Origin of the sequence: Mesorhizobium sp. M1163, assembly GCF_040318415.1 — a bacterium.
Lineage (GTDB): Bacteria > Pseudomonadota > Alphaproteobacteria > Rhizobiales > Rhizobiaceae > Mesorhizobium.
Genome location: NZ_JAMYMF010000005.1, coordinates 138,720 through 156,681 on the forward strand (window position 1 = coordinate 138,720; position 17,962 = coordinate 156,681).

At 60.7% G+C, this 17,962-nt stretch carries 17 protein-coding genes; 10 read left to right on the forward strand and 7 right to left on the reverse strand.

Features of this window, described 5'->3' with window-relative positions:
* Positions 1-2 precede the first annotated feature (2 nt).
* Complete coding sequence (locus tag NKH43_RS07245; RefSeq protein WP_352857238.1) at positions 3-1,040, forward strand: serine/threonine-protein kinase; 1,038 nt, start codon at positions 3-5, stop codon at positions 1,038-1,040.
* 631 nt (positions 1,041-1,671) lie between these two features.
* Here the strand turns inward: NKH43_RS07245 and NKH43_RS07250 are convergent.
* The 6 genes from NKH43_RS07250 to NKH43_RS07275 all read right to left on the reverse strand — a co-directional run bounded on the left by NKH43_RS07250 (position 1,672) and on the right by NKH43_RS07275 (position 7,704).
* Entirely contained in the window at positions 1,672-2,103 is a 432-nt protein-coding gene (locus tag NKH43_RS07250; RefSeq protein WP_352857240.1) for a YybH family protein, read from the reverse strand.
* Between the two features lie 431 nt (positions 2,104-2,534).
* Positions 2,535-3,803, reverse strand: a complete 1,269-nt coding sequence (locus tag NKH43_RS07255) for a LysM peptidoglycan-binding domain-containing protein (protein WP_352857242.1) — start codon at positions 3,801-3,803, stop codon at positions 2,535-2,537.
* A 5-nt stretch (positions 3,804-3,808) separates the two neighbouring features.
* On the reverse strand, positions 3,809-5,521 hold the full coding sequence (locus NKH43_RS07260) for a trypsin-like serine peptidase (RefSeq protein WP_352857244.1): 1,713 nt from the start codon (positions 5,519-5,521) through the stop codon (positions 3,809-3,811).
* Positions 5,522-5,932: 411 nt separating this feature from the next.
* Positions 5,933-6,184 carry a hypothetical protein gene (locus tag NKH43_RS07265; RefSeq protein WP_352857246.1) on the reverse strand — a complete coding sequence of 84 codons (252 nt, stop codon included), beginning with the start codon at positions 6,182-6,184 and terminating at the stop codon, positions 5,933-5,935.
* A gap of 54 nt (positions 6,185-6,238) precedes the next feature.
* On the reverse strand, positions 6,239-6,898 hold the full coding sequence (locus tag NKH43_RS07270) for an acyl-homoserine-lactone synthase (protein WP_352857247.1): 660 nt from the start codon (positions 6,896-6,898) through the stop codon (positions 6,239-6,241).
* Positions 6,899-6,981: 83 nt separating this feature from the next.
* On the reverse strand, positions 6,982-7,704 hold the full coding sequence (locus NKH43_RS07275) for a helix-turn-helix transcriptional regulator (RefSeq protein ID WP_352857249.1): 723 nt from the start codon (positions 7,702-7,704) through the stop codon (positions 6,982-6,984).
* 151 nt (positions 7,705-7,855) lie between these two features.
* Here NKH43_RS07275 and NKH43_RS07280 point away from each other — a divergent pair, with 151 nt between their 5' ends.
* From NKH43_RS07280 to NKH43_RS07290, 3 genes are read left to right on the forward strand one after another with little or no spacing between them, the layout of a single operon-like run.
* Positions 7,856-8,503: a cysteine hydrolase family protein gene (locus NKH43_RS07280; RefSeq protein ID WP_352857251.1), complete on the forward strand. Its 648-nt coding sequence runs from the start codon at positions 7,856-7,858 to the stop codon at positions 8,501-8,503.
* The gene (locus tag NKH43_RS07285) at positions 8,500-9,819 is read left to right on the forward strand and encodes a type I glutamate--ammonia ligase (protein WP_352857252.1); all 1,320 of its coding nucleotides are present in this window, start codon (positions 8,500-8,502) and stop codon (positions 9,817-9,819) included. Before NKH43_RS07280 ends, NKH43_RS07285 begins: the two co-directional genes overlap by 4 nt.
* On the forward strand, positions 9,819-10,598 hold the full coding sequence (locus NKH43_RS07290) for an N-formylglutamate amidohydrolase (RefSeq protein WP_352857254.1): 780 nt from the start codon (positions 9,819-9,821) through the stop codon (positions 10,596-10,598). The genes NKH43_RS07285 and NKH43_RS07290 overlap by 1 nt, the downstream gene beginning before the upstream one ends.
* Positions 10,599-10,662: 64 nt before the next feature.
* On the opposite strand, the gene NKH43_RS07295 is transcribed toward NKH43_RS07290, so the two are convergent.
* Positions 10,663-11,376, reverse strand: a complete 714-nt coding sequence (locus tag NKH43_RS07295) for a hypothetical protein (protein ID WP_352857256.1) — start codon at positions 11,374-11,376, stop codon at positions 10,663-10,665.
* A gap of 218 nt (positions 11,377-11,594) precedes the next feature.
* Here NKH43_RS07295 and NKH43_RS07300 point away from each other — a divergent pair, with 218 nt between their 5' ends.
* The 6 genes from NKH43_RS07300 to NKH43_RS07325 are packed head-to-tail and all read left to right on the forward strand — an operon-like array spanning position 11,595 to position 17,545.
* Positions 11,595-12,221, forward strand: coding sequence for a DUF4129 domain-containing protein (locus NKH43_RS07300; RefSeq protein ID WP_352789668.1), 627 nt, complete (start codon positions 11,595-11,597; stop codon positions 12,219-12,221).
* A complete protein-coding gene (locus NKH43_RS07305) occupies positions 12,218-13,417 on the forward strand; it encodes a DUF4350 domain-containing protein (RefSeq protein ID WP_352857258.1) in 1,200 nt (399 codons plus the stop codon). The genes NKH43_RS07300 and NKH43_RS07305 overlap by 4 nt, the downstream gene beginning before the upstream one ends.
* Positions 13,404-14,360, forward strand: coding sequence for an AAA family ATPase (locus tag NKH43_RS07310; protein ID WP_352857259.1), 957 nt, complete (start codon positions 13,404-13,406; stop codon positions 14,358-14,360). Before NKH43_RS07305 ends, NKH43_RS07310 begins: the two co-directional genes overlap by 14 nt.
* Positions 14,357-15,664 carry a DUF58 domain-containing protein gene (locus NKH43_RS07315; protein ID WP_023717219.1) on the forward strand — a complete coding sequence of 436 codons (1,308 nt, stop codon included), beginning with the start codon at positions 14,357-14,359 and terminating at the stop codon, positions 15,662-15,664. Before NKH43_RS07310 ends, NKH43_RS07315 begins: the two co-directional genes overlap by 4 nt.
* Complete coding sequence (locus tag NKH43_RS07320; protein ID WP_352857261.1) at positions 15,661-16,692, forward strand: stage II sporulation protein M; 1,032 nt, start codon at positions 15,661-15,663, stop codon at positions 16,690-16,692. Before NKH43_RS07315 ends, NKH43_RS07320 begins: the two co-directional genes overlap by 4 nt.
* Positions 16,679-17,545: an RDD family protein gene (locus tag NKH43_RS07325; RefSeq protein ID WP_352857262.1), complete on the forward strand. Its 867-nt coding sequence runs from the start codon at positions 16,679-16,681 to the stop codon at positions 17,543-17,545. The genes NKH43_RS07320 and NKH43_RS07325 overlap by 14 nt, the downstream gene beginning before the upstream one ends.
* Positions 17,546-17,962 lie beyond the last annotated feature (417 nt).

Below are 17,962 nucleotides of genomic sequence, written 5' to 3' on the forward strand. Positions count from 1 at the left end.
TTGTGGCTGAGTTCATCGCAAACCTCGACGTTGGCGTCAAAGTGGGAAATGGCCATTTCGGTGATGTCCATATTGGAACGGACGCCGTTCATGGCGAAGTAGCGGTGAAAATTCTTCGTCAAAAGCTCGGTGAAACCACTCCCGCTTGGGATGCCCGACGAGCAGGGCTGCTGGAAGAAGCGGCGAGCTTGAAAAAGGCTAGCCACAAACACGTGGTCCAAGTTCATCATATTTTGGAAACTCAAGCAAAGGATGCCATCCATCTGGTCATGGAGTACTGCCACGGCGGATCACTTCAAAAGCCCTACGAGGCTGGCCCAATGTCATCTTCTGAGGTCCATAAGATAGCGACGGATGTCGCCCATGGGCTTTGCGCACTTCACGACCGGGGCATGATCCATCGGGACATTAAGCCGGGCAATATCCTGATCCACAGGAAAGGGCACGCCAAGCTCGGCGACTTTGGGTTAGTTACCGATGATATCATTTTGGGCTATGCCGCAGGGGCAGGCTATTCCGACCATCTGGCCCCAGAAGTATGGCATAACGGGCAGACGAGTAAGAAGACTGATATTTGGGCTACGGGAATTACGCTCTACCGCCTACTTCATGGTGACGCGTGGTACAAATTGAGCCCTGCCCCAAGGCATACCGTCCGGGATGGTGGCTTTGCCGATGCACTTTCTTGGCTGCCCCATGTATCATCGAAGTGGCGCAGGCTTATACGTTCCATGCTGAACGACAATAGCTCTCTCAGACCAGCGGATTCTCATAAGCTTCTGAATGTACTGGCTGACCTTTCCACCGATGTTGACTGGGATTGCGCTTTCGGGCCAAAAAATCTTGTTTGGACTCGAACCACCGCAAAACGGACCATTCGTGTCGAGATGAAGCCCGATATTCCAAACAAATACGTGTGGGAGGCGGTCAGTCTTCCAGTTGGCGCAGGTCGCAAACTGACGTTAGGCAGGTCGACAAAGCCGGTCGGACAGGCAGCGGCCCTGAAAGAACTACGTGCCTTTTTTGACAAGGCTCGCTGATCGGTTGGCTTAGGCTGACGCCCCAATAGCTATTAGGTACTCGCCTTCAAAGTCGGCGGATGTGATCATCCGAGAACCAAATGCAGTCGCTGCGATTGCCTTGCGCTGGTCGCTGCACACACTGCAATAGAGTGGCGGGCTAAACTCTTGTCCTTCGAACTCATGAGGGCGCTGGCAGTGGGCGCACGTCCTGAACCTTAGTCGCAATGTCATGATTCTTGCCCCCTGATCAGAACATACGTGGAACACATTAATAGTCAATTGAGGTCGCAACGGGGCATCATCCAAACGCCGCCACAGCCGGCTGCCAGTTCGGGAATTACGGTGACAGTGCACTTTTTACCATGTCGCCCCCGCCTCATGGTGCACCTTGCCCGCGTTCCCGGTCTGCCGCATCCCCCGGCACCGTACGGGCGAGCCGAAGTGTTTTCACGTCCGAAGACTGTTTGTTCCACAAGAACTGCTCATCGAGTATTGCCGCGTCGCCGATGTCGCGGTTCTCGACACCCGTGGGCCGAGAGCATCGCCGGGCAAATCGGCAAAAGCCGAGAAACCCGGAAAACCAGGCAAGCGGCGAAAATGAAAATAGTGCACTGTCACCGTAATTCCTAAAACCTCTCCGGCAACCCTTCTACTCCCCGACAATGGACGTCGGCGGGCGTGCCGAGGTTATCGGATCGGCATGACGAAGGACGATCCTCCAGGCGCCTTCCTCGCGCCGGAATATGGTGGTGACTCGAAGCGCAATCGGCACCAGTTTGTTGCCACCGCCGACCTTGGATTGGAACCGCTCGACCTCGATTATGTATCCCAAATCGGCTGTCGCATACTCTGAGATGCGCTCAAAGCCGACGGCCTTGCCGTGCCGGTAATTGGTGGCGGCCCGTTCCATAGTCTCAGCGGCCTTTCTCCATCCCTTCGCCGGCGGGCCAAATGGATTGGCAATAATGACGTCGTCCTGTCGCGAGTAGAGGTTTTTCAAGGGCTCAGGATCGCCCTTTACGAAGGCATCCAGAGCCAGATGATCCTGCTCGATAAATTTCGTCAGGTCGGAGGCTAACATCTTAATATCGCCCCATGACTAAAAAGAGAACTCTATCAAGCGCTTCGTCCGCCCTTCGCCTTGCCACAGGCGTTCGGGCTGGTGTCCGGAGTATAGATCAGAATTACGGTGAGTGCACTTTTTACCATGTCGCCCTCGCCGCATGGTGCACCTTGCCGGCGTTGCCGGTCCGTCGCATCGCGGGGCAAATCGCAAAGCCGTGACCCCGGAAAACGAGGGCAGGCGGCGAAAAGAAAATAGTGCACTGTCACAGTAATCCGAAAGTCGCTCTGCCCGCGAGTGGGGCCTCTGCCTCGGCTGCCGCTATCCGATCGGCGAGGTCGGCTTTGTGCGCTGCGACCTGCGCGACCGAGAGCCCCGAACCGTTGATTCGGCAAGACGTAATTGAGGCAAATGCCGAATAATGAAAAGCTCCACTTAAACTTATTTCGTCAGTCGTCGCCTGAGATAGTCTCGTATGGATAGAGGAGGTTCAGATTGCCCGAGCGTAGACCGCGCCGTTTAGGATGAAAGCCTCCAGGCTTCCTTAGATTTATCTTGTACACTGAGTCGGTCGGGCGCACCAATCTATCCTGGACGACTATCGCTTCACATGCTTCGTACAACAGGGGCACAATGATCTTATCTCCAGGTCGTATCAATTTTCCTCGCAGCCCATTTATATCCTCAATTCTCAAGTATATATGGGGGTCAAGTCGGTATCCCTCCGCGATCCTCCAGATACTTTCACCGGACTTGACCTCATGCACCCGAGGCTTCGGTATCGCCAAGTCTTTGATGTAAGCGATTTCACCGAGTCGAATGGCGTAAGCTGTGGGGCCAAAAAAGGAAGGTATGGTCGTTTGTTGCACTAGCAGAAAGCTAGGTGTTGCCGCGTTCCCGGGTGAGAATCCGGACACCGTAGGGTCGGTATTCAACGTCCATGATGGAGAACCCAGCAGGTCCAGTGACTTACTGTACGCTGCTATGGAACTGTTGCTTGCGTTGAACGCTTTGAACGCCGCTTGATCCCCAACGTCATACAGATGGGCGGCGGCTGCTCCTAGATTGTCTACCACGGCGGCGCGAACCATGTCACGCAACAGCGCGCCAATAGGTATGCCCAAAGGTGTTATTGCGTCAATGAAGTTAAAGAATGGGTTAGTGTCGTAATGTTCGTTAGATATTACAGGCGCCCCGTCGGGTTTCATCTGTAGATTTCCGTCAAGAACGAACGATAGTCTAATATCCGCGCCTCCCGACCCACTATAATTCTTGTAGTGAACCCCCAGGAACCAACCGCAGTCGTTGGCGCTGACATCCACGTGGAAGGAAACCGTGATATGATGGCTGTCCGGAATATCAACCACGATCGCCGATGTCTTGAGCTCGCTTTCACAGCTGGAATGGTCAAATGAGTGGATTTTTGCACTTATCGGCGATGAACCAACTTCTGGCATCGAAAACGAGATGTTGCGGGTGATCGTCACTTCTGGTGACGTATCCTGTCCATCACCGCCTTTTTGAGGCACAAAATCGTAGAAGAACTTCTCTATCCGCGAGAGCTCCTCAGCGTTTTGTATGTTCGGATCACATAACTTTACGTTGTCAATTGAAGTGCTTGTGCTAAATGGGCGGTCCACGCTAAGATCCGCATCACTCTGTGCACAGGCTACGTCGGCGGCTATGCAAAGTAGGGCGGCTGCTGCGAGCGTTCTCATGGGAATCACTTCTTAAAGGCGCCAGTGATGCAACCGCGGGCCGTGGCTACGACAAGCTGGTTGTCCGAGACTGCTGAGATTCCGTAGACATCTCCGGCGAAATGCCTATTTATGTTGTCTGCTCCGGCACCTACGAAATCCAGTTTTGGCGCAACGCCTGCGTCCGGAAATAATGTGATCGGCTTGCCGGACACCATAGCATCAAACGCCTTGTTCCATGCGGTCGGATAACCTTGGATCGCTGGGGTCATCGATAGCCGTGTCTTAAAGTCAACCGTTGGATATACGCTCTTTGTTAGCATCGCGCATCCAAGCCCGCGGTTAGTCAAGCTGTCGCCTTCACGCTGGACATTGCTTCTGACGCAAACGTCCTCTGTCTTCTTGGGATCCCCGCCGTATTTCATGATCACATCGTCCTTCGAAATCAGCATGCCTTCCGGAGCCCCGGACGAGCTGTCTACGGTCTCCACAAACTCACCTAATGGACCGAGCGCAGCTATCCCGCCTGGTCCTAGGTCTAGACACCTCGCGGCGTCGTGGTTAGCGCAGGCCGTAACACAAGAGTTCACGTCCTGAATGGCCAGAGCACTCGCGACCGAGATTCCTGCCACCGCCTTCGGCATAGCGGGTTTATCGACGGAAACGGCTCTGGTTGAGGCGATGCGATAGCTGTAGTCAACGGGGCACAGCTTGCCCTGATCGTCCTTCCTCCGATTGCACCCAAGTGACTTCCGCTCCTTGGGTTGGAGCACTAGGTAGATCGAACTGACCTCGCTTTTGGCAATTGCACTGTTGCTTGTGATCTCCTGGATCCCAGTTAGCTGCCGGTCCTCACTGTCGTTGATCAACAGTGTCTCGCCCGACTCATCGCAACCGCAGGACTCGGACGCTACTGTTTCCAAGCGGGCTCCGGAAGAAAGGTCCCGATTCGATAAGGTTACGATGGTGTCCGCCTTGCTGGTATCGACACCGGACTGGTCAACAGACGTGGACGAACCAAGCCCGGAAATCTGATCTCGGCATCCACGAGCTACAAATTCATACGTATGTAAGGCTGCTTTCGATAGCGCCGGACCATACATGGTGCTTTCATCATCGGTATACTTAAATGAGTTCAGGCTGACAACAGTTAGGCTGTCCGACACCCAGGCGCCGCCGCTTGCTCCGTGTGACAGGAGATTGGGCATACGGGTCGGATTGCCTCCGTCCTTGTTGCCGGAAACGTGGTAGAGTCTTCGGTTAGATCCGTAGTTCGAGGGATAGCCCATTGCGTCGACATGCGTCGCTCCGACGTTAATCTCCATGCCGATCCCTTGCTCAGGGACACCTCGCACTTTTATGAACGCGAAATCGTACGCGTAGGCACCGTTGGGCCAGCCAGATACAATCGCGGCACACTGCCAATCGAACGTAGTCGCGACCCCCTGATTGTATCTAAGCAGAAACTGAAAGTTTGTTCCCCAAGCCCTTGTCGCTTGATCCCAGACACAATGGGCGGCGGTCAGTATCACGCCAGAAGACCCAATAAATTGCGCCGTACACAGATGACCCCATCCAGGCAGGTCGCTTGGGAAATTAAAATCCAGCCGGCCCGCAGCCTTGTAGGGACTCTTGGTAAGGTCTGCGAGCTCGACCTGTCCATCAGCCGCTTTTGGCTTGATCGGAGGTTCAAGATGGAAGGGAGGGACAACAATTTCGGGCGCCAAACCCTTTGGCATCGGTCGCTGATTTCCGGCAGGGCTCCCAGGAGGAATATGCGGCAAATCGAGCGGTGTCACCTGCGTGTACCGCGCCGCTGTAAATGGCGGCGCAGTGTTGACAATGAATAGTGTATCCTCGTTACTACCGCCATACTTATATGACTCAAAGCCCGCGCAACTCGGAAGCACAACGGCAATGGAAACCGCCATAAGCCGGGCGCTGGGAAGCCATAATGATCCCAAAACACTGGACTCCCTCTGTCGCACTGCCATCCCCTCCCTTGTCACGCCTTGTCACGACGTCGTACCTTGCAATCAGCGAGGATCAGAGCGCCTACTTTTATTGGCAACAGTACCGCAAGCGCGAAATCGTTAACTCAACGTCGCCGCCAGACATAAAAAGGCTGCCTTGCCTCCTCCCAGAGGACATCAGTTTGGTTCGCCCAATTCCTTGATATTGTTATCAAAGTTCGGATCAGTGACATTGGCTATCTGCACCAACTTTATCACGCGCTCGCCATTCGAGCAGCCCTCTTCAACTGGGTCTTCGTAGAAGCCCTTGTCGTAGCCGATTCCAAATCCATTGCCCAGGCAAGCGTTATTACGATTCATCCCCCACCGTCCGTACCACGTATTTCCGTCGTCACGAAAGTAGCGCTTGTTCGAGTAAAGTGTGGGCATAAACGCATCTCCAAATAGTAATGTATTCGTACCATCAACGTGGATTCGACCCGATCACGAAGTAACCTCTACGATTTCGCTGCTCTGCTCGATAAAAGGCAGTTGCGCCCCCCGCCTCACCAGCAACGACTGCTCAATCCCCAGAATCTTCCGCACACTCGCCAACGCCGCCTCGTTCACCTCGATATACGCGACGATGTACCATTCGCCGTTTTCTTCCCTGGCCATGCCCATCGGCTCGGCGCGCCACTTCAGCGCGCCGTGGTGGGGCATGAAGTAGGTTTCCTGGATGCCGCCGACGGCGCTGAGGCCTTCGTCGAGAGCGTATTCCATCACCGCGCAGCACAGCTGCGTCAGCGTGCCCCTCAGTCCGGCAGTTCGCTTGTCGGGAACGACGAATGTGCGGGTCCATTCGGCCCAATCGGGACGTCTTGGGACGCCCGATTTTTCACACATGTGAGAAAAAACCTCCGAGACCATGTGCGGCTCGCTCGTTGGGATCAATCGAGCCGAAGTCACCACGCGACCGTCTTCAATGCCCAGCAGGTATGTCGCCGCGTCGGTATCGAATTGGTCTAGCTCGCGACCGTCCGGGCTCGGAGGGCGCCAATGTTTCTGGTGCACGAAGAAGTCGTGCCGCCGGCGCAGAAACTCGTCGAATTCGTTTTCGTAGAGATGCTTGTTATGCGCATTGACTACGTGGGCCGTTATCATGGCGCGATCCCCCGATCGTTCTCAAAGGGATACTCGCAGTCGCGCTAATATACGTCACCTGTCCGATGGGACAGTTGACGCGTTTAGGGGTGGATCAGGCGCCGGCGCACCGCTTCGACGACCGCTTGCGTGGTCGTGGCGACGCCGAAAGCTTCCCTGGCTCGTGTCGAGTGCCATTTGACCGTGCGCTCGGTCAGGCCAAGGATTTGCGAGGTTTCCGATGAGGTCTTGCCGGCCGCGGCCCACAAGAGCACCTCTTTTTCTCGGTCGGTCAGCAAGCCTTCATCGTCGTAGTCGTCATTCGACAACGCCTGGATCGACATGCCCGCGTATACCGCCATTGTCACCAATTGCACCTGATGGCGCGGCGACAGGGTGCAGGCCTTCGCGGAAGAGGCAAACGACAGCACGGATTGCCAATGGTGAACACTGAGCATCGGCACGGCGAAGCCGCTACAGATGCCGAACTCCGTCGCCTCGCCGGCGACGCGTCGCGAGCCCTCCGTATCCGACCACTTTGCCGGGACTTCGGACCACAGGAACGGCTTTAAAGTCTTTGCCGAATAGATGCAGACACCATCAGCCGCGGCATGCTCGGCCTCGACATAGCGCTCGAACCAGCCGGCCGGCCAGCCATTCAGTTCGACCATCGGTGCAAGCTTCTGGCCACCGAGCGGCACGCCGCTCAGGATCAGGTGCTCGAAGCCGAGATTTCGCACGGTTTCGAGCAAGTCGCCCAGCAGCGGCCCGGTGGCTGTGTGTTTCCTGCAGCGTTCGACAAAGTCGAACACGTCTGAATCGATCATGACAGAGACCCCCGTCTCCACGCCGAAAACAAAGCTTACATTAAATTAGCAACTTCGAATACTCCCAATAAGTGTGTCCGCCATGCAGGACGCGTGGACCAAAATCAGCTAAATCAGCCGGATTGTGATCGCCAACACAGGACCAGAAAGCATGACGCCATCATTGCCGAAACGAAACGAGCCGTTCCGGGCTGGCGAAACCGCGCTGCTGCTGGTCGACATGCAGCGGGTCTGGCTGGAGCCGGGTGCTGATCCGGCGCATCCGGAGCGCGGTCCCGACCACTATTTCTACCGGCAGACCGCGTCGCAAACGATCCCCAACCAGGAGCGCCTGCTGGCGGCGGCGCGGGCCAACGGCGTCGAGGTGATCCACACCATCATCCAAAGCCTGACCGAGGACGGCCGCGACTGCTCGCTCGACCACAAGCTGACGCCGATACACATTGCGCCGAGCCGGCCCGAGGGCCTGCCGGTGCCGCCGCTGGCGCCGGTCGGCGACGAGATCATGCTGCCGAAGACATCGTCGGGCGTCTTCAACTCGACCAACATCGATTATGTCCTGAAAAACCTCGGCGTGCGTTACCTGGTCGTCGCCGGTATCATGACCGACCAGTGCGTCGACATGGCGGTGCGCGATGCCGCCGATCGCGGCTACCTCGTCACCTGCGTATCGGACGCTTGCGCCGCCGCCTCGCAGGAGCGCCATGACGGCGCGCTCGAGGCTTTCGGCGGCTATTGCTGGATCGCCGACACCTCCACCGTCGCCGCCCGCTTCGAAGTTTTGGGAAAAGCTGCATGACATCGACCGTCGAACCGCTCGTTGCCGTCGTCACCACCGACCTTTCGGCGATCACGCGCGGCCGCTCGGTCGTCGAAAGCAAGCTGCAGAAGATCGCTGCGACCGGCGTCGGCTGGCTGCAGGCCAATCTGTCGCTGACACCGTTCAACTCCATCGTCGACCCCAATCCGTGGGGTTCGTCCGGCGATGTGCGTCTCATTCCCGATCTCAACGCGCGGTTTCGCACGGCGCTGACCGGATCGGCGACGCCCTTCGATATGGTCGCCGCCAACATCGTCGAACTCGACGGCAGCCCGTGGGTTGGCTGCACGCGGACCATGCTGAGCGATGCGCTGGCCGAACTGAAGGCGGCGGCCGGGTTTTCCGTCATCGCCGCCTTCGAGCATGAATTCCATATCGAGGGCGACTTTGGCCCGGCTCATTCGATGTCGCTCGCCGCCCTGCGCCGCGCCGATCCGTTTGCCGCCAATCTGATGGCGGCGCTGGAGGAAGCCGGCGTCGCGCCCGAAGTGGTGATCGCCGAATTCGGCACCGACCAATTCGAGGTGACATGCGAGCCAACCGATGCGCTTGCCGCGGCCGATCGCGCCGTCGCCATCCGCGAGATCACGCGCGAAGTCGCGCGGTGTGCCGGGTGGCGGGCGAGCTTCGCGCCCAAGATCGCGCCGGATGCCGTCGGCAACGGCGTCCACATCCATTTCAGTTTCGTCGACGAGGCCGGCAAGCCGGCGACCTACGATCCGGCCCAGCCGGGCGGTCTTTCCAGCCGGACCGCTTCGTTCTGCGCCGGCGTGCTGCGCCACCTGCCCGCGATCACCGCCATGACGGCGGCGAGTGTGTCGTCCTACTACCGGCTGAAGCCGCATAGCTGGAGTTCGTCCTACACTTGGCTTGCCGATCGCGACCGCGAGGCGTCCTTACGCATCTGCCCGACGGTGACCATCGGCGGGCGCGATCCGGCGCGGCAGTACAACATCGAATACCGGGCAGCCGACGCCACCGGCAATCCCTATTTGTCGCTGGCGGCGATCGTGCGCGCCGGGCTGGAAGGGCTGAAGGCCAAGCTGCCGGCGCCGCCGCTGGTCACCGGCGACCCGACGCAGATGAGCGCCGCCGAACGCAAGAAGCTTGGCCTCGTACGGCTGCCGGAAACGCTGCCGGCGGCACTCGACGCGCTCGTTGCCGACAAGACCGTGACAGGATGGTTCGCGCCGGTGTTCGTCGAGACCTTTGTCGGCCTCAAGCGGCATGAGACCGAGCGCCTTGCCGGGCTTGATCCAGTGGCAGTCTGCGACCTTTACCGGACGCTGTATTGATGGCTGAGCCGCTTGCCAACGCCATCCTACCGGAAGGTTGGCCACCCGCGGTCGACGCAATCAACGAAACGGGGCGTTCCGATATCGTTCTGATATGCGAGCACGCGTCAAATCACATCCCGGCCGAGTATGCGCGGCTTGGTCTCGACAGCAGCCATTTGCAGCGCCATATCGCCTGGGATATCGGCGCCGCCGAAGTGACCCGCCTTCTGTCGAAGCTGCTCGATGCTCCGGCCTTCCTCAGCTCCTATTCGCGGCTTTTGATCGATCTCAACCGGCCGCTTGGTTCCAGCGGCAGCATTCCGGTGCTATCGGAGGACACTGAGATCCCCGGCAATGTCGGCCTCGATCCGGAGGAGCGAAGCCGGCGCGCCGAGATCATGTTCGCGCCGTTTCATGACCGCGTCGCTGCCCATCTCGACGAGCGGGCGAAGCAGGGCAGAGCGACACGGATCGCGACGATCCACTCCTTCACGCCGGTCTACCTCGGTGTTGGCAGGCCCTGGCATGCCGGCGTGCTTTACGACAGGGCAATCGAGTTCGGCCAAACCGTGCTTGCCGGCCTGCGCGCCGACAGTGCGCTCAACGCCGCGGCAAACGAGCCCTACGTGATCAGCCGCGACGGCGACTATGCCATACCCGTCCATGGCGACGATCGCGGCGTTCCCGCAGTCCTCATCGAGATCAGGCAGGACCTGCTGGCGGGCCGCTCCGGCATCGAGGAATGGGCGCACCGTCTGGCCGCAGCGTTGCCGGCGCAGCAGACAAAGGCGTTGTGACCAAGGTCGGCTGCTCGAGCGCAACGCGAGAGCCGAGCCGTCCGTGAAAAGCCTCCACCCGTCCTCAGGAGAAGATTTGCGACAGTTCTTCGACGCTGGTGCCTTCCTTGACCTGACGCAGCTCGACATAGCTGACCGCCGTGGCCACCGACAGCACCATCGACAGTACGGTCGACACCAAGGCTGCCGCCACATCGGCAATGATCCCACCCAACATGACGATGACTGCCAGCATCACCCACTGGATGACCATCGCGATGATCATCAGGATCAGGAAGAGGCCAAATAGCGGCCAGCGGTTGCCCTTGGTCAGGACGCGGCTGCGAGACATCGAACCGAACACGCCAAGCCGCTCCTGGATCAGAACCGGCACCGCCACGCACCATCCGAGCCACAAGATGATGCCGGGAACCAGCAAGGCTATCGACGCCAGGCCCGCACCCAGGGCGACGAGCAGGCCAATACCAAGGGTCGGCAGCAAATTGCGGATGGCTATCTGAATACAGTCGCCAAAGGTCGGCCGCTTGCCGTTCAAGTCCTCGATCGTTGCCCGCACCAGCGCCGACTGGAGCAGCAGCGCGAAAACGAAGGATAGCAATCCCGCAATAACCGTAATCCATGAATTCTGAAACATCATCGAGGGATCGGCCGCGGCGCCGGGGTCGCCCTGCAGAACCGCATCTAGTTGCGGTTGGCTCCACAGCCGAAGAATAATCGCCGGCAAGCCTGAAAACAGCAGCGCGAGCCCAAGGCATAAGCCGATGTTGCGGCCGATCACGGCGAAGCTGTTGTTGAACACTCTGCCGATCTCGAATTTCTCAGGCCGTTCCAGTGTCGTTGAAGCCATGATTCCCCCCGTGTTTCGCCGTAACAGTATCACGGCGCCCTAATAGCAATTCTGCCAAGATTAACCGTGGGCGTCCAGCCCACTTGCAATTCTTGTGCTGCATTGTCAGTGTCGGCTGGGAACTGCAGGTTGCAGGGGAGCGGGTGACGGTGGCACAGCCAGGCACAGCGGAAGCCGAATGGCTGACCAATCTGCACAAGCAGCTGATCGCCGATGAGTCGATCCAGTTCGACCTGCCGGCCTATGTGCCGCCCCAGCCGCCCGACTGGCTGAAGCCGCTGCTGGATCTTTTGTCATCGCTCGGTCCCTACATGATCTATCTGTTCTGGGGGGCGGTGATATCAGGCGCCGCAATCATCCTGCTTGTGGTCTTCCTCGAGGTGAAAGGCATCGCCTGGCGCCTGCCGTGGCAGCGCGCGCGGCCCGAGGCCGAGGCCGAAGAGACCTGGCGCCCCGACGCCGGCGCCGCGCAGGTCCTGCTGTCGGAAGCCGACACGCTGGCCGCGCGCGGCGACTATGACGAGGCGGTTCACTTGCTGCTTCGGCGCAGCGTCGCCGATATTGCCGGCCGGCTGCCGGACTTCCTCCGCCCGTCGCTCACCGCGCGCGACATCGCCAATGCCCCTTCCCTGCCGGGAAGGGCACGCCATGCGTTTACCGAGATCGCCCGCATTGTCGAGGCGGCGCTGTTCGCGCGCCGGCCGGTCGGCGCGGAAGGCTGGCGGCAAGCACGCGGCGCCTATGAACGTTTCGCCTTCCGGGATGCCTGGACGTGAGCGCACCGGCGGTCGAGGCGCAGGAGCCGTTCAATCGAAAGACACTGTTTTGGGGGATTTTCGCCAGCCTGCTTGCGGCAGCCGGTTTCTTCCTGCTGTCCACCTATGCTCCCGATTTCCGGCAACCCGGCAATGGCGGCGCCACGCCGCTGTCGAAAAGCGGCGTCGGCTACGCCGGCCTGGCCGAATGGCTGCGTCTCACCGGCGAGACGCCGGCCATGGCGCGGACAGAGGACGATCTCGGCACCGACATGCTGCTGATCGTCACCATTTCGCCCGACAGCGATCCGGAGGCTCTCGACCACATCCTCAACCTTCGCCAGGACCAGAACACACTCTTCGTGCTGCCCAAATGGCAGATCCTGCCGCTACAGGAGCACGAAGGCTGGAATATGAAATTCGGGCGATTGCCCGGTTCGGTGGTGAACGAATGGCTTGGCCGGATCGCCGATGCAAAGATCGGTGCTGGCCAGAGTACGCCAAAGCAACTCGACATCGAGGGCCAGCTCGTCAACACCCCGGACGAATTGCAGTGGGTAGCGGACGAACACCCGGTCATTGCAGCCGGCAAAGGCCAGGCCGTCCTGACGCAAGTGGAGAACAAGCCGTTCTATATCCTGACCGACCCCGACCTGATCAACAACGCCGCCCTCAAGGATCCCGACAAGGCGGCAGCGGCGCTCGGGCTGATCGCCTTGCTCCAGCCGGACGACGGGCCGGTGATGTTCGATCTGACGCTGCACGGCGCGGGGCGGAAGTATGATCTGGCCAAGCTTCTGGTCGAGCCGCCCTTCCTGGCGCTGACACTGACGATCCTGGTCGCTGCGGCGCTGGCGTTCCTGCATGGCCTCGGCCGATTCGGCCCGCCGCGTGCCGACCAGCGTGCAATTGCTTTCGGCAAGCGTGCGCTGGTCGATACGACGGCGATGCTCATGCGGCGTGCCGGCCGGCTGGACGAGCTGGGAAGCCGCTATGCGGCCTTGATGCGGGTGCGCGCCGGCGCGCTGCTCGGGGCACCGCAAGGGTTGCAAGGCACAGCGCTCGACCACTGGCTCGACTCTCGCGATAAGGAGCAAGCTGGCGGCTTCACGATGCGCTCGCAAGCCGCCGGCGAGGCCAAGAACTTGGCGCAGATGCAACAGGCAGCTGAGCGGCTGCACGACTGGACAGCAAGGAGGCTCGGTGAACGTCGATGATGTGAAGGCCCTGGCGACACGGATTAGGGAAGAAGTGGCCAAGGCGATTACCGGGCAGCACGATACGGTCGACCTGATGCTGACCGCCTTGTTTGCAGGCGGGCATATCCTGCTCGAAGGCCCTCCCGGCACGGCCAAGACAATGACCGCGCGCTGCTTCGCCCAAGCGCTTGGGGTCGCCTACGGGCGGATCCAGTTCACACCGGACCTGATGCCCGGCGACATCGTCGGGTCGAACATCTACAACTTCCAGACCGGGCAGTTCACGCTGACGCGCGGCCCGATCTTCTGCGATCTCCTGCTTGCCGACGAAATCAACCGCACGCCACCCAAGACGCAAGCCGCACTGCTCGAGGCGATGCAGGAACATGCGGTCACGTTCGACGGCACCACGCATTCGCTCGGCCGCAACTTCATGGTCGTCGCGACCCAGAATCCGATCGAGCACCAGGGTGTCTATCCGCTGCCCGAGGCACAGCTCGACCGCTTCCTGTTCAAGCACCGCGTCAGCTATCCCGGCCCCGAGGAAGAACGGGCCATCATCGTCCATCACGGCGGCGGCTCCGCCTCGCACGACATCGCGCAATATGGCATCGAGGCGCAGACGGACCGCGAGACGCTGCAGGAGGCACTTGCAACCGTCGGCTCCGTCACCCTCGTCGACGATGTCGTCGGCTATATAGCGGCGCTGGTTCGGGCTACGCGCGAAAATGCCGATCTGGAAGTGGGGGCCAGTCCACGCGCGGGCGCCATGCTGGCGCGGGCGGCGCGTGCCCGGGCGGCGCTGGACGGACGCGCCTATGTGATCCCCGACGACGTCAAGGCGCTGGCAGTGCCGGCGCTGCGCCATCGCGTCATCCTTTCGCCTGCCGCCCAGATCGACGGCCGCATGGTCGAGCAGATCGTCTCCGACCTGGTCGACCAGACGGAAGCACCACGTTGATCTATCCCAGCGGCCGAGCGGTGTGGGCAGCAGCGGCCGGCGCGGTGCCGGCCTTCCTGGTCGCGCTGGCGCTGCCGTCATTCTGGTATCTGGGATTGCTGTGGAGTTGCCTGCTGCTTGCCTTCCTGGCGGTGGATGCCGCGGCCGGACGCGGACGGGCATCGCTGAATGCCAGCATCGATGCGCCGCAGCAGGTCGGTGTCGGCGGCGAGTTCAGCGTGCAAATCGCCGCCCGTCACTCGGGGCCGCGCGCCGCGGAGGCTCGCGTCGGCCACGATGCGCGTCTGGCGCCGGTGAGCGACAGCGGTGGGACATTGCTGCCAACCCCCGGAGGCGGGTCGCTCGACCTTCGCTTCCAGGCGCTGCGGCGTGGGATCGCCAGCTTCGACCGTCTTTGGGTGCGCTGGCGCGGGCCGTTCGGGCTGGTCTGGAACCAGGTCGTGCTGCCGGTGGAAAGCAAGGTTGCGGTGCTGCCCGACGTCAGCAGCGCCCGCGGCGAGGCGCTCACGCTGCTGCAGCGTGCGACCCTCGCTGAAGGCCATGCGCAGCGCCGCGCCGGCCAAGGCCGCGAGTTCGACGCGCTCAAGGATTACCAGCCGGGCATGGGCCGGCGCATGATCGACTGGAAGCGCAGCGCCCGCCACGGCAAGCTTTTGGCGCGCGAGTTCCGCATCGAGGAGAACAACAATATCGTGCTGGCCATCGATAGCGGACGCCTGATGTGCGAGCCGGTCGACGGTGTGCCGAAGGTGGATCGGGCGGTGACGGCCGCCCTGCTCTCGGCATTCATCGCGCTGAAGGGCGGCGACATGGTCAGCCTGTTCGGCTTCGATGCAAGGCCGCGCGTTTCGAGCGGCGCGGTACGCGGCCCCGCCAGCTTTGCGATGATCCAGAAACGGGCCGCCGAGATCGACTATTCCAGCGAGGAGACAAACTTCACCTTGGCGCTGACGACGCTGGCGGCGCGGCTCGACCGCCGTTCGCTGGTCATCATCTTCACCGATTTCGTCGATCCGATCAGTGCCGAATTGATGCTGCGCACCGTGGGCCGGCTCACCGAACGGCATCTGGTGCTGTTCATGCTGATGAAGGATACCGAACTGGAGGGCCTGGCCGACATGCCGCCACGCTCCGGCGAGGACGTTGCCCGCGCGGTCGTTGCCGGAGGGCTCTTGCGCGAAAGGCAGGTCGTCATCGGCCGGCTGCGGCTGCTCGGGGCGCATGTCATCGAAGCCAACCACAATCGGCTGGGTCCCGCGCTGGTCGAGCGTTATCTGCAGTTCAAGCAGGAGGATCTGTTGTGACGGCGCCAGTACCCGGCAGTGCGGTACGTGGCGACGCGGTACGCCAGTCGCTGGCCAGCTTCCGCCGCGAGCGCGAGGCCGACTGGAAAGCATTCGAGGCGCTTCTCGCGCGTGTCGAGAAGCGTGCGCCGCGCACGCTTTCCGAAGAGGAGCTGCTGTCGCTGCCCCTACTCTATCGATCGGCGCTGTCTTCCCTTTCGGTGGCGCGGGCGACCTCGCTCGACAACGCGCTGGTCGCCTATCTCGAAGCGCTGTCGCTGCGCGGTTATTTCTATCTCTATGGCGCACGCCGCGGGCTGCGGCAGCGCCTCGCCGATTTCTTCCTGCACGACTGGCCCGAAGCCATTCGCGACCTGTGGCGCGAGACATTGGTTTCGGTCGCGCTGATGGTGATCGGCATTGGTGCAGGCGCCTGGCTGGTGGCATCCGACAAAAGCTGGTTCGACGCGATCATCCCGTCCAGCCTGGCAGGGGGCCGCGGTCCAGATGCTTCGGCCGAACTGCTGCGCAGCATGCTTTATGATGGCGACAATGGCTTTCTCTCAGGCTTTGCCGCCTATCTGTTCACGCACAACGTCCAGGTCGCGATCCTGGCCTTCGCCCTCGGCTTTGCCTTCGCCGTGCCGACGGTACTGCTGATGCTGTTCAACGGCTGCATGATCGGCGCGTTGTTCCAAGTCTATTGGTCCAAGGGGCTCGGCATGGAGCTCGGCGGCTGGCTGGCCATCCACGGCACCACCGAATTGTTCGCAATCGCTTTGGCCGGCGCGGCCGGCATGCGCATCGGCACCAGCATCGCTTTTCCCTGCGGATTGACACGCATGGCGGCAGCGGCTCGTGCCGGACGCATCGCCGCGAATGCTATGGTCGGGGTCTCGGTCATGCTGCTGTTTGCCGGGCTGCTCGAGGGCATTGGCAGGCAGACCATCACCAGCGACGTCACGCGCTACGCCATTGGCGGTGGCATGCTGGCGCTGTGGATCGGTTACTTCTACCTGTTCCGGATGGTGCGGCATGGCGATCGGTAGACGCGCCGCCTTTGCGGCTATACGGCCGCTGATCACGCCCGAGGGCGTCGATCTTCGGATAAAGCTGGCCGACGCCGGCACGCGGGCCTCCGCCTTCCTCCTCGACATCGTGTTCATCGCGGTGGCTGCAATCGTGATCACGATCGTCGCACTGTTCGGGGCGGGAGGCCTTGGCAGCGAGGGGTTTCAGCCGCTCTTCGTCGTCTGGATCATCCTGATCTTCTTTCTGCGCAACGCCTATTTCATCGTCTTCGAAGCGGGCCGGCGCGCGGCTACGCCCGGCAAGCGGATCGTCGGCATCCGGGTCGCATCGCGCAGCGGAGACGGCCTGTCGATCGACCAGGTCATCGCCCGCAACCTGATGCGCGAGATCGAAGTGTTCCTGCCGCTGTCGATCATCGTCGGACGCAGCGGCACCGACCTTGCCGACACGCTGACGACGGAGTTCGGACTGGTGTGGACGCTGCTGTTTGCGTTGTTCCCGCTCTTCAATCGAGACCGCATGCGGATCGGCGACCTGTTGGCGGGGACCTGGGTGGTCGAGGCACCGAAGCGCGCCTTGCTGGAAGATCTGTCGGCCCGGCAGGATGCAGGCACTGGTGCGTTCCGATTCAGCCACGCCCAGCTCGACGCGTACGGAATTGCCGAACTCCACAAGCTGGAGGAAGTGCTGCGCCGCGACGACTATTTCGCGTTGCGGACGGTGGCCGAAACGATCGGACGCAAGATCGGCGCAGCACCACAAGCCCATGACGCACGCGCGTTCCTGACGGCGTATTACGGAGAGCTGCGGGCGCATCTCGAACGCAAGCTGCTGCTGGGCAACCGCAGGGCCGACAAGCATCAGCGTTAGACTCAGGAGTGGAAATGCACGAAAAGCGTGCGCAGCAGCCCATTGCCACCGAAGATTGATGCTTGACCGGTGCCATCTTCTCCCGCAAATTCAGTCTCGCGGGGTTGAAATGCCTATCCGTCCGAGGGTGCTCGTGTTCCCTCGCAGTCGCAAGCGGATGTTGCAAGAAAACTCCTCGAGAGTTCCAGGTTCTACGGAAATCAAGCTGCAAGGAGACTTCCTTGGCCACTTTCGTCACTCAATCCACTTTCCAACGAGCTGGCAGCCAAATGGTGTGGTTTTGGAAGCTCGGAACAGGCGATGCCTACTGGGGATACTCGGTACGTGCGGCGGTCGTCCTTCGCACGGCCACTTTGCGCTGGGAAAGCCTGTATACCTACATCGACGAGTCAGGCCAGACCGAGGTAATACAGACGA